Origin of the sequence: Aliarcobacter thereius LMG 24486 (assembly GCF_004214815.1) — a bacterium.
Taxonomy (GTDB): Bacteria; Campylobacterota; Campylobacteria; order Campylobacterales; family Arcobacteraceae; genus Aliarcobacter; species Aliarcobacter thereius.
The window spans coordinates 890,366-906,380 of the sequence record NZ_CP035926.1; the positions used below are offsets into that span (position 1 = coordinate 890,366).

The 16,015-nt window shown below is 27.2% G+C and carries 18 protein-coding genes and 2 tRNA genes; 10 read left to right on the forward strand and 10 right to left on the reverse strand.

Features of this window, described 5'->3' with window-relative positions:
* Position 1 precedes the first annotated feature (1 nt).
* Both ATH_RS04580 and ATH_RS04585 read right to left on the reverse strand, forming a co-directional pair.
* Positions 2–907, reverse strand: coding sequence for a GGDEF domain-containing protein (locus ATH_RS04580; RefSeq protein ID WP_066183781.1), 906 nt, complete (start codon positions 905–907; stop codon positions 2–4).
* Positions 904–1,497 carry an MBL fold metallo-hydrolase gene (locus ATH_RS04585; RefSeq protein WP_066183783.1) on the reverse strand — a complete coding sequence of 198 codons (594 nt, stop codon included), beginning with the start codon at positions 1,495–1,497 and terminating at the stop codon, positions 904–906. The genes ATH_RS04580 and ATH_RS04585 overlap by 4 nt, the downstream gene beginning before the upstream one ends.
* 51 nt (positions 1,498–1,548) lie before the next feature.
* On the opposite strand from ATH_RS04585, the gene ATH_RS04590 reads away from it, so the two are divergent.
* Entirely contained in the window at positions 1,549–2,367 is an 819-nt protein-coding gene (locus tag ATH_RS04590; RefSeq protein ID WP_066186253.1) for a ferritin-like domain-containing protein, read from the forward strand.
* Positions 2,368–2,370: 3 nt separating this feature from the next.
* Here ATH_RS04590 and ATH_RS04595 read toward each other — a convergent pair whose 3' ends face one another.
* On the reverse strand, positions 2,371–2,961 hold the full coding sequence (locus ATH_RS04595; protein WP_066183789.1) for a hypothetical protein: 591 nt from the start codon (positions 2,959–2,961) through the stop codon (positions 2,371–2,373).
* A 25-nt stretch (positions 2,962–2,986) separates the two neighbouring features.
* Complete coding sequence (gene dnaJ / locus ATH_RS04600; protein ID WP_066186250.1) at positions 2,987–4,102, reverse strand: molecular chaperone DnaJ; 1,116 nt, start codon at positions 4,100–4,102, stop codon at positions 2,987–2,989.
* 112 nt (positions 4,103–4,214) lie between these two features.
* On the opposite strand from dnaJ, the gene recR reads away from it, so the two are divergent.
* Genes recR through ATH_RS04615 form a run of 3 tightly spaced genes read left to right on the forward strand, consistent with a single transcriptional unit; the run spans position 4,215 to position 5,897 of the window.
* Positions 4,215–4,787, forward strand: coding sequence for a recombination mediator RecR (gene recR, locus ATH_RS04605; protein ID WP_066183794.1), 573 nt, complete (start codon positions 4,215–4,217; stop codon positions 4,785–4,787).
* Position 4,788: 1 nt separating this feature from the next.
* A complete protein-coding gene (locus ATH_RS04610) occupies positions 4,789–4,971 on the forward strand; it encodes a uracil-DNA glycosylase (RefSeq protein ID WP_066172964.1) in 183 nt (60 codons plus the stop codon).
* 2 nt (positions 4,972–4,973) lie between these two features.
* On the forward strand, positions 4,974–5,897 hold the full coding sequence (locus ATH_RS04615; protein WP_066183796.1) for a dUTP diphosphatase: 924 nt from the start codon (positions 4,974–4,976) through the stop codon (positions 5,895–5,897).
* A gap of 65 nt (positions 5,898–5,962) precedes the next feature.
* Here the strand turns inward: ATH_RS04615 and ATH_RS04620 are convergent, their stop codons facing one another.
* On the reverse strand, positions 5,963–6,169 hold the full coding sequence (locus ATH_RS04620) for a malate dehydrogenase (protein WP_066183800.1): 207 nt from the start codon (positions 6,167–6,169) through the stop codon (positions 5,963–5,965).
* Between the two features lie 51 nt (positions 6,170–6,220).
* Here ATH_RS04620 and ATH_RS04625 point away from each other — a divergent pair, with 51 nt between their 5' ends.
* The 5 genes from ATH_RS04625 to ATH_RS04645 all read left to right on the forward strand — a co-directional run bounded on the left by ATH_RS04625 (position 6,221) and on the right by ATH_RS04645 (position 10,945).
* A complete protein-coding gene (locus tag ATH_RS04625; protein ID WP_066183803.1) occupies positions 6,221–7,195 on the forward strand; it encodes an SLAC1 anion channel family protein in 975 nt (324 codons plus the stop codon).
* Positions 7,196–7,254: 59 nt separating this feature from the next.
* Entirely contained in the window at positions 7,255–8,274 is a 1,020-nt protein-coding gene (locus ATH_RS04630; protein WP_066183805.1) for an aldo/keto reductase, read from the forward strand.
* 142 nt (positions 8,275–8,416) lie between these two features.
* Positions 8,417–8,926 carry an LPP20 family lipoprotein gene (locus ATH_RS04635; RefSeq protein ID WP_066183811.1) on the forward strand — a complete coding sequence of 170 codons (510 nt, stop codon included), beginning with the start codon at positions 8,417–8,419 and terminating at the stop codon, positions 8,924–8,926.
* 10 nt (positions 8,927–8,936) lie between these two features.
* On the forward strand, positions 8,937–9,995 hold the full coding sequence (locus ATH_RS04640) for a CsgG/HfaB family protein (RefSeq protein WP_083190942.1): 1,059 nt from the start codon (positions 8,937–8,939) through the stop codon (positions 9,993–9,995).
* Positions 9,992–10,945, forward strand: a complete 954-nt coding sequence (locus ATH_RS04645) for an LPP20 family lipoprotein (protein WP_066183818.1) — start codon at positions 9,992–9,994, stop codon at positions 10,943–10,945. Before ATH_RS04640 ends, ATH_RS04645 begins: the two co-directional genes overlap by 4 nt.
* Positions 10,946–10,951: 6 nt before the next feature.
* Here ATH_RS04645 and ATH_RS04650 read toward each other — a convergent pair.
* Positions 10,952–11,028, reverse strand: a tRNA-Met gene (locus ATH_RS04650).
* A gap of 9 nt (positions 11,029–11,037) precedes the next feature.
* Positions 11,038–11,112: transfer RNA gene (locus ATH_RS04655), tRNA-Gln, on the reverse strand.
* Positions 11,113–11,220: 108 nt separating this feature from the next.
* On the opposite strand from ATH_RS04655, the gene ATH_RS04660 reads away from it, so the two are divergent.
* Positions 11,221–12,252 (forward strand): bifunctional 3,4-dihydroxy-2-butanone 4-phosphate synthase/GTP cyclohydrolase II, encoded by a 1,032-nt coding sequence (locus ATH_RS04660; RefSeq protein WP_066183822.1) that lies wholly within the window; start codon positions 11,221–11,223, stop codon positions 12,250–12,252.
* A gap of 44 nt (positions 12,253–12,296) precedes the next feature.
* Here ATH_RS04660 and pckA read toward each other — a convergent pair whose 3' ends face one another.
* From pckA to ATH_RS04675, 3 genes are all read right to left on the reverse strand, one after another.
* Positions 12,297–13,874 (reverse strand): phosphoenolpyruvate carboxykinase (ATP), encoded by a 1,578-nt coding sequence (gene pckA / locus ATH_RS04665; RefSeq protein ID WP_066183825.1) that lies wholly within the window; start codon positions 13,872–13,874, stop codon positions 12,297–12,299.
* A 66-nt stretch (positions 13,875–13,940) separates the two neighbouring features.
* Positions 13,941–15,761 (reverse strand): biotin/lipoyl-containing protein, encoded by a 1,821-nt coding sequence (locus ATH_RS04670; protein WP_066183829.1) that lies wholly within the window; start codon positions 15,759–15,761, stop codon positions 13,941–13,943.
* Positions 15,761–16,006, reverse strand: a complete 246-nt coding sequence (locus ATH_RS04675; RefSeq protein ID WP_170167568.1) for a hypothetical protein — start codon at positions 16,004–16,006, stop codon at positions 15,761–15,763. Before ATH_RS04675 ends, ATH_RS04670 begins: the two co-directional genes overlap by 1 nt.
* Positions 16,007–16,015: the final 9 nt, after the last annotated feature.

The window sequence follows — 16,015 nt, forward strand, 5'->3', positions numbered from 1 at the left end:
ATTAGAAGAGCTCAATTTTTGATGTCTCTTCTTCACTAAAAACAAATGCTCTGCTTCTTCCATTGTTCTTAGCTTCTCTAACAGCTATATCAGCTTTTTTAATAATCGTATTAATATCTTTTCCATCTTTTGGAAAATATGCGATTCCAGCACAAATTGTTTTCATTAAAACTTGACCAGTTGTTTCATTTACAACAACTTTTTCATCTTTAAATTTATTTATTATTTTATTTGCAACTAAAATTGCATTATCTTCATCTTTTATATTTTGTAGAATTACTAAAAATGCATCATTTGACATTCTTATTACAAAATCAGATTCTCTTATGCAATTTTTAATAACTAAAGATAGTTTTTTTATAACTTTATCCCCAATATTATAATTAAATTCATCAAGAACAGCTTTGAAATGGTCAATACCAATTTTAAGAAAAGCAACTTTTTTATTTTCTCTAGTAGCTAAAGAAAATATTGGTTTTATAATATTATTTAAATAAGCTCTAGTATAACATCCAGTTAATTTATCAATTATTGTAGCATTTAATAACTCTTTTTCTAGATATTTAATATATAAAATATTTGATAAATTATTTAAAACCAAATCAATTTGTAATGAATATTTTGATTTTACCTCTTGTAGTTTCGATTGATCTTTAAAAATTAAACCAAAGATTATCTCAAATTCACCATTTGATCTTACTTTTTTTGTATAAAATAGCTGAGTGTTTTTATCTGAATTATCAAATACTATATCTGAATTCCCACTATTTTTAACCAAGATTTTAACTGCATCAATAAAAAAGTTCTCTTTTAAAAAATCAAAAAAACTATTAAATATATTTTTATTATTACTATTTAAAATTGTATAATTTAAAGATAAAAGACTTTTTATTGTTTCATTCGTCATATGTGCTGTTCCCATTTTACTAATGTATGAATTTCACTCATTAAGCTAGTTTTATCTCCATGTCCTGGATAAATTACAAAATTATCTTTCCAAGATAAGATTTTTTTAATACTATTTTTCATATCTTTAGCATTTGACATAGGAAAATCATATCTTCCAATAGTCCCTTTAAAAATAAAATCTCCACTAAATAATGTTTTATTTATTTCAATAACACTACATCCTGGAGTATGCCCTGGAAAATGGTGAAATTTTATTTTAATTTTTGATATTTCAATCTCTTCATCAGGATTAACTAAAATATCAGCATATGATGGTGGAAGTCCTAAGTTATAAGGATTTAAAGTAAGCATAAATTCATCATCTTTTGGAGTATATAATTTGATATTAAAAAACTCTTTTAGCTCTTGATTTGACCAAATATGATCAAAATGTCCATGAGTATTTAAAATTGCAATAGGATTTGTAACATTTTGTTTTACCCAAGCACTTGCTCCAACACCTGGATCTATAATTATATCTTTATTATCAATAGTAACTATATAACAATTTGTTCCATAGTCTCCCATAGGATGATGTTTAACCTGCATTTTAATCCTTAATAGATAAAATTTGTCCATTATATCAAAAAAAGGTTTAAAATGTTATTTTTTAAAAGTTTAGAAGCTATATTATTCTGTACAAACCCCACTAATAAGATGGAGAAGTTTAGAATTTTTTATAATAATTTTAATAGCAATAAAATAATATTTGAAGAAAATCATGAAGCAAAAGAGCTCAAAGTTCCATCTTATATATCTTTTTTAAATGTAAAAAAACCAACAGAACTTCCAGAAATAAAGAATTTTAATACAGATTTAGGAAAAAAATACCTACTTCATACAATTTTACATATTGAGTATAGTGCTATTGATTTAGCTTTAGATGCAGCATATAGATTTAAAAATCTTCCACATAATTATTATAAAGATTGGTTAGAAGTTGCAGATGATGAGATAAGACATTTTTTAATGCTTGAAGAACTTTTAAAAGAGATAGGAGGATTTTATGGAGAGTTTGAAGTTCATAAAAATTTATTTGAAGCTATGGAAAAAACTCCAGATTTTTTAAGCAGAATGGCTTGTGTGCCAAGATATCTTGAAGCAAATGGACTTGATCAAAATCCAAAAATTATGCAAAAACTCAATTCAAATAATGATATTTTTAATAAAAAAATCATTAAAGCTTTGGAAATAATTTTAGAAGAAGAAGTTGAACATGTAAAAAAAGGTGATAATTGGTTTAAATATGAATGTGAAAGATTGTCTTTAGAACCAGAAAAATCATATTTTGAAGCTATTGAAAGAGTTTTCCCTGGAAGTACAAAAAGAAAAATGGATATAAATTTTGAAATGCGGAAAGAAGCTGGTTTTTCTTGTGATGAGTTGAAGTTTTTATCTAAAAAAGATGATTGTAGTTAAAGCTTACAAAGAAGTTGTAAGCTTTAATCTTAAATTATTATCATTATAAATAGCTTTTATATCACTGTTTATTTTTTCTCTACTTAAAACACCTTGTAATGTTTTTAAAACATGCCAGAACTTCTCATTAAAAGGAATATCTAACTCTTTTAACTTTTTATCTTTAATATTATTTGCAATAGCATAAATACAATAATAGTAAAAAATCTTATTTTTTGCTCTTTTTATTTTATAATTTCTCATAATATCTAAATTTGAGATATATGCTTTCTTATCTAATTCATTTAAAAACTTATTGTTTTTTATCTCTTCTATCTCTTCATCTAGCTTAACTTTAAACTCTTCAAGTTTTTTATTTATATCACCAGCTAAATTTGGATAGTAATTTAATGCTTTATTATAAAGTTTATCTATATTTGATGAATCTATTTTTATATTTGATGAATGACTTTTATTTGAATCATAATTATGGTTTATAGATTCTAATATCTCATAAACAAAAGGTAAATATATATATTTATCATCTTTTCCTTTTTTAAAAGAAACCCCTTGATGACTTATTTGTGCTTTAAATCCAACGTATTCAAATTTCATTTTATGCTCCTTGTTGTTTTAAAATTTAATTAAACCAATTTTTGATTTTATCAAACATTCCTTCAAATTTAGTTGTATGAGGAGTACTTTCTACTCCAAAACTCTCTTGAAGTTTTGCTAAAAGTTCTTTTTGTTCACTATTTAAAGATTTTGGATATTCAATTTTTATTTGAACAATTAAATCTCCTTTTCCATAACCTTGAACATTTTTTACACCTTCACTTCTAAAAGTAAAATGCTGTTTATCTTGAACATTTTTTGGTATTTCAAGCTCTAATTCACCTCTTAAGCTAGGAATTTTAATTTTAGCTCCAAGAGCCACTTGAGTGAAAAATATTGGTGCTTCATAATAGATATCATCATCATGTCTTACAAAATGACTATCTTCTTTAACTTTTGTTTGAAGATATAAATCTCCTCTTTCACCGTTTGGTGAAATATTACCTTTATTGCTAACTCTAATTCTCATTCCATCATTTACACCTTCAGGAATATCAACTTTAAAGCTATCTTGAATCTCTTCAAAACCTAAACCTCTACAAGAATTACAAGAACTAGCAGCTGCTTTTCCACTTCCTTCACAATGTGGACAAGTTTGTGCAAATGTCATAAAACCTTGTCTTGAGTGAACTTGACCAACTCCAGCACAAGTTTTACAATTTTCTAGTTTTCCATCTTTCGCACCTGTACCTTTACAAGGTTTACAAGCAGTTTTATATTTATATTTTATCTCTTTATTACAACCAAAAATTGCTTCATTAAACTCTAGTTTTACTTCAATTGCTGTATCAAGATTGTAGTTATATGTTTTTCTCTCTTTTTTACTATGAGATCTTCCACCAAAACCAAACATCTCTTCAAATATTGAACCTAAATCATCAAATCCACCAAATCCACCAGCTCTTGAACCTTGACCTTCAAGTCCAGCTTTCCCATATCTATCATAAATAGATCTTTTTTCATCATCACTTAGAACTTGGTAAGCTTCATTAATAGCTTTAAATTTTTCTTCAGCTTCTTTATTGTCTGGATTTTTATCAGGATGATATTGCATAGCTAGTTTTCTATATGCTTTTTTTATAGTTGTTTTATCTGATGATTTCTCAACTTCTAGTAGTTCATAATAATCAATTTCAATCAATTTTAAATCTCCATAAAATATGTATATTTTTTTAAAGCAAATATTTTACCTAAAAGTGAATAAAGAGAAGTTTATCTATTAAGATTTATTATAAATTTGATATAATCGCAAAATGAACAGAGGATTAGAAAAATTTTATGAACTAGTAGAAGCTTTTGAATCTTTGCCAACTATTGGTAAAAAATCAGCATTAAGGCTTGCATATCATATTGTTATGAATGATAATTATTGTGGTATTAAACTTTCACATAGTATAGAGAATGCTTTACGAACTATAAAAAAGTGTAAAAAATGCTCAAGTATTAGTGAAAATGAGATTTGTGAATATTGTTTAGATGATAGTAGAGATTCTACAAAACTTTGTATTGTTCAAAGTGCAAAAGATATTTTTGTGATTGAAGACTCAAAAGAGTTTGATGGAAAATATTTTGTAATTGATGAACTAGAACAGAGTGCTATTTTGAAACTTCATGAATTTATTAAAAATAATGATGTAAAAAATATACTTTTTGCTATAACACCATCTATTGCAAATGATGCTTTTATTCTTTATATTGAAGATAAATTAAAAGGATTTGATATAAGATTTACAAAAATAGCTCAAGGTGTTCCAACAGGAGTTAGTCTTGAAAATGTAGATTTATTATCACTTTCAAAAGCAATACAGAGTAAAGTAGAGGTTTGATTTGCAAAAAAGAGTTGTTTGTCAAAAATGTATTCATTATTTTGTAACTTGGGAGCAAAATAAACCACATGGATGTAAAGCTTATGGGTTTAAATCTCAGGTTCTTCCAAGTATTGTTGTAAAAAATAGTAGTCAAGATGATTGTAATCTGTTTGTAAAAAAGAATTTTGAAAGTAGGAGTTGATTTTGTCATTTAGAGAGTTTAAAATAGCTATAAAAAGTATTGGTTTTTCATCAATTGAGGAGTTTTTGAATTTTACAAAAATAAATAATGATGATGCCTTAACATGGGAGAGTAAAGATGAAGTTCCATATTATGTAACTTTAATTCTACATACTTTAAAAACTTATGAAAATGGAGTTTCTTCTGATAGTATTTTAAACAGTTTAATAGATGATTGTATTCCTTTAGCTTCATTATTAGAAGAAGCTTCATCTTTTCCTTCAAAGTTAGAAGAGATGTTTTTATTGCAAAAAAAATTAAATGATTCAACAAATGGAAATAATTGGGAGTTAGGAGTAAATAAATTTAATAAAGAGATAGATTGGCTTAGATGTATTCATATGGAAGCAGCTGAGTTGATTGATTCTACTCCATGGAAACACTGGAAAAGTATAAATGCTGAACCTGATTATAATAATATTCAAGTTGAATTAGTTGATATTTGGCATTTTTTAATGTCATATATTCTTCAAGAAACAAATGTTCCTAAGGCTGTATCATTGGCAAGTTCACATTGTATATATGAAGCAAACCAAGAAATTGATGTAAAAATTCTTATAAAAGAGGTTGAAAAATTATCTTATTTAGCTCTTGCAATAAGTACAAAAAATATGCCAAGTTTTAGTGGAATAGAGAGATTTTTAGAGCAGTTTTTTATAGTTTGTAAGAGATCTGGATTATCTTTTTCATGGTTACAAAAACTATATATTGGAAAAAATTGTTTAAATCAATTTAGACAAGATAATGGTTATAAAGAAGGAACTTATATAAAAATCTGGAATGGAGATGAAGACAATGTTGTTATGCTTGAACTTCTAAAAAATATGGAAAGTGTAAATTTTGATAATTTATATAAAGAATTGAATATTAAATATAAAAAAATATAATCTATATTATATAAGATATTCTTATGTAATTTTATATTATTTTTAAATCTTAAATGATATAATCGTCATTTAGGATTTAGTTTCGCTTTTAACTTTTTTGGTAAGTGTGCAAATGGTACTTTACTATTTCTTATAAAAGTATCTTTATTAAATATTGCAACTTCTAAAATCATACTGTTTGGATTAAAATTTAATAGCTTAATTGTTTCATTATTTAAAATATATGAAATATTATTATCTTTTAAATTTATCATTTTTTTACTTTTTATCAAAACTAAACTCCAATTAAAATAAAAGAATATTATCAAAAATAGGATTTATAAATGCAACAAGAGAGTATAAAGTCTATTCCTTCAAATAGATTACAGTTTTTTCCAATAATGATGTTTGCAATAGTTATGGGAATGGGTGGATTAACTTTAGTTTTCCAAAAACTTAGATTAATATCAAATTTTCCTAGTTATATTCCAAAAATTAGTTTACTTATAACTACTATTCTTTTTTTCTTTATAGCTATAAGTTATCTGCTTAAAATTATATTTTATAAAGAAGAGGTCAAAAAAGAGTTAAATCATCCAATAAGAATAAATTTTTTTGCTGCTTTTTCAATATCAATATTGATTTTATCAGCATCATTTAGAGATTATGATATCAATATTTCTAAAATATTATTCTATTTTGGAGCTATTTTTCATATATATTTTACTTTTTATACAATCAGGTTTTGGATAAATAATAGTTTGGAAATAGTGCATTCAAATCCAGCTTGGTTTATTCCAATAGTTGGAAATCTTATTATTCCTATTTCAGGAATTGATTTTTTAAGTAATCAAGTTTTAATATTTTATTTTTCAATAGGAATCTTTTTTTGGATAGTTTTATTTTCAATAATTCTAAATAGAATTATGTTTCATCAACCTTTTGCAGCAAAGTTTTTACCAACAATGTTTATTTTAATAGCTCCACCTGCAATTGGTTTTATTTCATATATAAAACTTACAAATAGTTTAGACTTTTTTGCTCAAATATTATTTAGCTTAGGTATATTTTTTACTATTTTAGTAGCTTTTATGTATAAAAACTTTTTAAAAATAAGATTTTTTATCTCTTGGTGGGCATTTACTTTTCCTATGGCAGCTGTTACTTTAAGTATATTGTTGATGTATGAATTAACAAATATTGATATATATAAATATTTATCATATTTTTTATCAATTATTACAAGTTTTGTTGTAGTTTTAGTTGCAATTTCAACTTTAAAACATATAGCCAAAAAAGAGATTTGTATTATGGAATAGTTTCTTTTATACTCTTTTGTTATAATAAATCTTATAAAATTTTAAATTAGGATTTTAATATGGAATACAGATATATAGGAAAAAGTGGATTAAGAGTTAGTTCTATTTGTATGGGAACTATGACTTTTGGTTCAACAACAGATGAAAAAGAAGCTTTTAAAATATTAGATAAAGCATATGATAGAGGGATAAATTTCTATGATACAGCAGAACTATATCCAGTTAGTCCAAAAAAAGAGACAGTAGGAATAACTGAAACTATTGTTGGTAAATGGATGAAAACAAAAGCAAGAGATAGCATAATTATGGCTACGAAGATTGCTGGAGCTGCAAATGGTTGGTTTGTTCCACCTGTAAGACATGGATTAACTGCAATTGATAGTTTTCATATAAAAAGAGCAATTGAAGGAAGTTTAAAAAGATTAAATACTGAATATATAGATTTATATCAAATGCACTGGCCTGATACTATTGTTCCTATTGAAGAGAGTTTAAAAGCTTTTAATGAACTTATAAAAGAGGGTAAAGTAAGATATATTGGAACTTCAAATGATAGTGCTTATGGTCTTACAAAAGCTAATGAAACTTCAAATAATAAAGGATTATCAAGATTTGAATCTATTCAAAATAATTTTTCGCTATTAAATCCAAGATTTCATGATGAATTAGCAAATGTATGTAGAAAAGAAAAAATATCATTACTTCCGTATTCTCCTATGGCTGGAGGAGTTATTTCGGGAAAATATAATAATGAATTTATACCAGATGAAGTTAGATTTGCAATATACTTAAAAGATAAAAGTAAAAGAGTTCAGGCTATGGCAAATAGATTTGTAAATAATAAAACTTTAGAAGCTACAAAAAAATATATTGAATTATCAAAAAATTATGGAATTTCTCCTATTACTTTAGCTGTTTCTTACTCAAAACACTTTGATTTTGTTGCATCAACTATTATAGGAGCTAGAAAAGCTGAGCAATTAGAAGATAGTTTTAAAGCATTTGATTTCAAAATAGATGATGAATTATTAAGAAAAATTGAAAATATTCAAAAAGAGATTTTGTACCCTATGGGTTGATTTTATAAGAAGCATTGTTAATGCTTCTTAACTATTTTACTAGTGCTTTATATTTTATTATTTTTATAAATATTTAATTTTTAATAAGAGTCTAATATAAACTTAAAGATAATGTAAGTCAAATTTTATAAAAGGAAGAGTTATGAAACTTACAAAAATAATATTACCAGTAGCTGCTGCAGCAGTTTTATTTGTTGGATGTGGAACAAAGGATCCAGAGGCAAATTTAGCACCTGAAAAATGTGAAATCTCAGGAGTTGATGCTCCACTTTGGGTTTGTGGAAATTTAGATAGTATTAGTAAAGGTGATAAAAAATATGCATCTGCATCTGCTCCTATGTCAAAACTTGGAAGAGAATTTTCTAGAAAACAAGCTTTATCAAAAGCTAGAGCGAATATGGCAGAAGATTTAAAATCAGATGTTATTAGTCAAGTTCAAGAAGAAGCAGCTGAAAGACAAATTGATGATACAGTGACTGTAAATAGAGTTTCTGAACAAGTTACAAAACAGATTGCAGCTTTAACATTAAAAGGTACTTCACAAGCTAGTTCATGGGAAGATAAAGTAGGAAAAGAGTTATATGTATTAATATCTATTCCAAAATCTAATATTGATACAGAGATAGAAAAAGCATTTAATAGTGCTAACTAAGGTTATATAAGTGAGAAATATATTAGTTTTAATACCAGTAGCTTTTATATTTATTTTTGCAGGATGTAGTCAAAAAGTATTAATTGAGAGCATAAAACCTGCAAAAGTTGATAGAGCCGCATCAAAGAAAAAAATTGCAGTTATGGATTTTGAACGAGATTCTGTACATTTAGGTGGAAAAATAGAAGCAGCTTTAAATAGTGTAAATATTGAAGATAAACAATTTTATACAATAGTAAATAGAACTGCTATTGATGAGATCTTAAAAGAGCAAAAATTTCAATATTCAGGACTTACAAACAATAAAGATAGCGTAAAAGTAGGGGAATTATTAGGTGCACAAGCTCTTATCTTAGGAAAAGTAAATACAGGAGAAGAACAAAGAACAGAAACAGAAATTAGAAATAGATGTCTTGACCAAAAGTGTACAAGAATGCAATCTTATTATATATATTGTACAGTTTCAAAATACTCTTTAACTGCAAACCTAAGAATGATAGATGTTGAAAGAGGTGATTTAATATATACAAATAACTATATTAAATCTAAAGATTTCAAAGAGTGTCCAAATGATGCTAATGATCTTTTGGGAACAACTTTAAATCTACTTGGAGATAAAAAACCAGAGAAGAATATTATTTATGATGAAATGGCAAATGATATTGTTAGTGAATTTCTACCAAATATATCTCCTACAACTACAAGATTTTATGTACAACTTTTAGATAGTCCAGAGATAAACTATAACAAGCATCAAAAATCACAACTTGAAGGTGCTTTGGAATATTTAAAACATAAAAAGATTGATAGAGCTGAAGAGATTTTAAGTGATTTATTAAGTTCTACGAATGATAAATGCTATGTAGCTGCATATAATTTAGGAGTAGTAAAGGAAGCAAAAGGTGAACTAGAATTTGCAAAACAACTTTATAGTATCGCTGATAGACAAACTTTAAAACCAAATAAAACTATTATTGAAGCATTAAATAGAATTGATCAAGCTATTATTGATAATAAAAAATTAAATAAACAATCACAAACAAGTAATAAAAAAGGAAGAAATAGATGAAAAAAACAATTATTTTTTTAATAATTGCACTATTTCTAATATCTTGTTCAAATAATAAGCCAGAGCCACAAGCTCTGAGCTATCCAAATTGGTATTTAAATCCAACACAAAATACATTAACAACTCTTTATGGAGTAGGAGAAGGTAGAACATTAACTGAAGCTACAAATAGTGCTTTAGATAATTTATCTTCAAAACTTCTTGTAACTGTTCAATCAAATATTACAATTACTGAAAAATCTTACAGAGATTTTAGAGAGTATGCTACAAGTACAACAAATTCTGAAATAAGTAGTAAAACAGCAGAGTTAGGATTTAAAAACTATAAAATAGATGAGAGTATATATTTTTCAGGTAAGAATATAGTGCAAGTAAGTATAAAAAAAGATGATTTAATTCATACTCTAAAAAGTGATATTGATACACTTTATAGTGAATTGGAATTTGTAAAAAAACAGCAATATGATAATTTGACTCTTTATTTAAAAGAGCAAGAGCTATTAAATAAATTTTATAATAGTTCAAATAAAGCACAAATCCTTGATTCTTTAGGATATGATAGTAAATTTATTCAAAAAACAAATTTATTAAGAAATGAATTAAATATTCTAAAAAGTATGGCAACTTTTTATATTTCAACAGATAGTGAATCTTCAAAATATAAAAATATATACAAAAATACTTTATTGAAAAGAGGGTTTAAGGTAGTCAATAGTGCTGCTCCATATGAGTTGAATTTGAGTTCAGAAATTTCAAGAAAATCTCCACAAGGTTTCTTTATTTATGAAAATATATTAACTGTAACAGTTTTAGATAGCTCTAAAAATGAGATAAAATCAGATATTATTGAATTAAAAGGTGTTTCATCTAGAAATTATGAAGATGCAGGATTGAATTCTATAAAAGATTTAATAGAAGAACAAGAAGAAGCTAATATTTTACCATTTTAAGTTCGTTGGTTGCGGAAATAGGATTTGAACCTATGACCTTCGGGTTATGAGCCCGACGAGCTACCTAGCTGCTCTATTCCGCGATAATAAAGTGGATGGGGTAGAAGGATTCGAACCTTCGAATGATGGTACCAAAAACCATTGCCTTACCACTTGGCGATACCCCAAAAATCGACCCGTACTATACCAAATAAGTTTTACTTTGTCAAGTTTTTAGATTAGTTTTTACTTATTTAGATATAATTTTTCAAAATTTTATAAAAAAGAGATTAATAATGAATGCAATACAAAGAGTAAAAGAAGCAATTGAAGAGATAAAAAAAGGTAATATGGTTATTATGCTTGATGATGAAGATAGAGAAAATGAAGGTGATTTAGTATATTCAGCAGCATTAAGTACACCTGATTTAGTAAATTTTATGGTAACACATGCAAAAGGTTTAGTTTGTGTAAGTGTTCCTTTTGAAACAGCAAAAAGATTAGATTTAAATCCAATGGTAAAAGATAATACATCATCGTATGAGACAGCTTTTACAGTATCTGTTGATGCTAAAGATGCTTTAACAGGAATTAGTGCAATAGAAAGAGATGATACTATTAAAATTTTAGCAAATCCAATAGCTAAAGCTGATGAACTTGTAAGACCAGGGCATATTTTTCCTCTTATAGCAAAGAATGGAGGAGTTTTAGTTAGAACAGGGCATACAGAAGGAAGTGTTGATTTATGTAAATTAGCTGGTTTAAAAGGAGAAGCCGTTATTTGTGAAATTTTAAAAGAAGATGGAACAATGGCAAGAAGAGATGATTTAGATATATTTGCAGAAAAACATAATTTGAAACAGATATATATATCAGATTTAGTGGAATATAGATTAGCAAATGAAACCTTAGTAAAAGAGATATCAAGCTCAAATATTAACTTTTTTGGAAAGAGTGCTATAAAAAAAGAGTTTAAAGATCATTTAGACAATATTCATACAGCTATTATTCTAGGTGAAATAACAGAATTAACACATATTAAATTTCATACAATTAGACCAGATATAAAAGTATTTTTAAATGATAATAAGTTAAATTCAATGTTAAAAACTATAAATTTTCTTCAATCAAAAGGTGGAGTTTTGATATTTTTAAATAATGATAAGAAAAATAGTGAGACGGATAAAAATTATGGAATAGGTGCTCAAATACTAAATACATTAAGTATCAAGAAAATAAAACTTATGACAAGTGGAGGGAAACATTCATTTGTAGGATTACAAGGATTTGGATTAGAAATACTAGAAGAGATACAAATAGATGGTTAAAACCATCTATTTATTATAAAATAAACTAAATAATTAGCTTATTTTTACAGTTGTGGACCAGCTGCTGTAAAATCATATTCACTTTCAAGAGTTAAATATTTTCTAAAGTTTTCTATATACATTTCAGCTAGTTTTCTTTTTGCTTCATCATATTCAAGTGGGTTGTTCCAAGTATATCTAGGAGTTAAAACATGTGTATCTACACCTTTTAGAGTTCTAGGAATTTGAAGATTAAAAATAGTCATATTTTGGAATTCTGAATCATTTATTGAACCATCTAATATAGCATTAATACAAGCTCTAGTGTTTTTTATACTCATTCTTTTACCAACACCATAGGGACCACCAGTCCAACCAGTGTTTACTAAATAAACATTTACATTATGTAAATCTATTTTTTTACCAAGAAGTTCAGCATAAACTGTTGGATTTAAAGGTAAAAATGCTTCTCCAAAACAAGAAGAAAATGTTGCTACTGGCTCTGTAATTCCTCTTTCTGTTCCTGCAACTTTTGCAGTATAACCGCTTAAAAAATAGTACATTGCTTGTTGTTTATCAAGTTTTGCAATAGGAGGTAAAACACCAAATGCATCAGCACATAAGAATATGATATTTTTTGGATGACCACCTCTCATAGATGGTGTATGGTTTTCAATATGCTCAATTGGATAAGATACCCTTGTATTTTCTGTTTTTGATTTATCAGCAAAATCTACTACACCATTTTCATCAGCAACTACATTTTCTAAAATAGCTCCTTTTTTAATAGCATTATAGATTTCAGGTTCACTATCTTTATCAAGGTTGATTACTTTTGCATAGCATCCACCTTCAAAGTTGAATACCCCATTATCATCCCAACCATGTTCATCATCTCCAATTAAAGCTCTATTTGGATCAGTTGATAGAGTTGTTTTACCTGTTCCAGAAAGACCAAAAAATAGGGCTGTGTCACCATCTTTTCCTATGTTAGCAGAACAATGCATAGGAAGTTTTCCTTCAAGAGGTAGCCAATAATTCATCATAGAGAAAACACCTTTTTTCATCTCACCAGCATACCAAGTACCACCAATTATAGCTTGGTTTTCTTCCACATTAAAAATAACATAAACTTCTGAATGTAAACCATGACTTGCATAAGACATATTTACTGTTTTACAAGAGTTATAAATAGTAAATTCTGGTTTGAAATTTTCAAGTTCTTCAGCAGTAGGTAAAATAAACATATTTTGTACGAAGTGAGCTTGCCAAGCAACTTCAGTAATAATTCTTACTGCTCTTCTTGAATCTAAAGAAGAACCACAGAAAACATCTGTTACAAAAATATCTTTGTTGCTTAATTGTTTTTTTGAGTTAGCTAAAAGGTCATTATAAACCTCTTTTGAGACTTTTTTATTTATATCTCCCCAAGATATATATTTATTTGATGGATCTTGATTAACGAAAAATTTATCTTTGGGACTCCTACCTGTAAAAATACCTGTATCAATCATAAGAGCACCAGTCGAAGATACTCTGGCTTTTTCATTTTTAACTGCGAAGTCGATTAAAAAATCAACATCTGAATTCCTATAAATAGTACCAATATTTTCTAAACCTAACGAGTCTTTAATAGTAGACATAATTCAAATTCCTATTCTATTTTTTAATGAGAAATTTTATCCAAAAAAGTATAAAATTTCTTTAAATTAAGCAATAATTGCTAAAACTTCTCCATCTTCAACAGCTTTATTCGTTTCTGTTAGTATTTTACTAACAATTCCTGAAATAGGTGCAACAACATCTATCTCCATCTTCATAGCTTCAAGTATCATAATTTGTTGATCTTTTTGTACTTTATCTCCTTCTTTTACAAGAATTTTCCATACATTTCCATTTACTGGTGCAGTAGCTTCATTTCCTGTAAGTTTTGGCTTTGTAGGTTCTAATACTGTTTTTTGAACTTCATTTTTGATAGAAGTTGATTGAACAGTAGTAGGAGCTACTTGAATATTTTGAACATTTCCATCAAAAACAGATACATTAAATCTTTGACCATCTACTACAACTGTATAGTTTCCATTTGACATATTACCTCCTTTACTTATTTTTTCTTCTTCTTTAGAGTTCTTTCTAACATTCAAAGGTGCTTCACCTTTTAGAAATGTTATACCTTTTTCATCACAAGCAGCAGCAATAAAAATATTTTCCTCACTTGTTTCTAATCCTTCAATCTCTAATCTTTGTTTCCAAACACTAATTTTTTTCTTTGGATCAGCATCTGCAATATCAAGAGGATTTTGTGTTGTTGGTTCAAGCTTTAATTTTTCACTTGCAAGTTTAACTATTTCTGCATCTGGTTCAACAGGAGTCTTTCCAAAATATCCTAAAACCATTCTTCCATATCCAGGAGCAATTTGTTTCCAAGGACCAAACATTACATTTGCGTATGCTTGTTGCCAATAAAATTGCGATACAGGAGTTACACTTGTACCAAAACCACCTTTAACAACTACTTCTTGCATAGCTTTTATAACTTCAGGGAATTTATCTAAAGTTCCATTATCTCTCATCATTTGAGTATTTGCTGTAAGTGCTCCACCTGGCATTGGAGAAAAAGGAATAAGTGGAGATACTTGTGTAGCTTCTGGTGGAAGGAAATAATCTTTTAAACAATCAGCTAATACTTCTTCATATTTTAAAACTTTATCAACTTCTAGTCCACCCAAATCATAATTCATACCTTTTGTTGCATGAAGCATAGTTAAAATATCTGGTTGAGATGTTCCACCACTAACAGGACTTGCAGCTAAATCAATTCCATCAGCTCCAGCTTCTAAAGCAGCTAAATAACAAGCTACTGAAACTCCAGCTGTTTCATGAGTATGAAGCCTTATATGTCTATCTTCTCCTAAAAGTTTTCTAGCCATTTTTATTGTTTCGAAAATTTTATTTGGACTACTTGTTCCACTAGCATCTTTAAAACAGATTGAATCAAATGGTAAACCACTATCAAGAATACTTCTTAGTGTTTTTTCATAAAAAGGAACATCATGTGCACCTGTACATTTTGGAGGTAAATCCATAAGAGTTACAACAGCTTCATGCTTTAAACCATATTTTTTTATACAAGAAGCAGAATATTCAAGGTTTTGAACATCATTTAAAGCATCAAAGTTTCTTATTGTTGTAGTTCCATGTTTTGCAAAAAGTTTTGCATGAAGATCTATTAACTCTCTACTTCCAGTATCAAGCATAACAGTGTTTATTCCTCTTGCTAAAGTTTGAAGATTTGCATCAGGACCAACTATTTGTCTAAATTTGTCCATCATATCAAATGCATTTTCATTTAAATAGAAAAATAAACTTTGAAATCTAGCTCCTCCACCAAATTCAAAGTGATTTATTCCAGCATATTTTGCAGCTTCAACAGCTGCAAAAAAGTCGTTCATCAAAACTCTTCCTCCAAAAACAGATTGAAATCCATCTCTGAAACTAGTATCCATAATATCTATATATTTCTTTGCCATTAAACATTTACCTTCTCATTGTGATATTTAATTGCAGCTATAATTGCAGCTACTTTTTTATGTTCAACTCCAAAAGAGTTGAGTGGAACTTGAGATATAACATTGTTATAAACTATATTTTGAGAAGTTTCATTTTCTTTTTTTGGAAAAAACTCAATAAATGTAACACCTCTTGCTTTTAGTAAAAATCCAACAATGAATAATATTGTAGAAATCACTCCCATAATTAAAAAAAAGCTTTCCAATACGGCTTG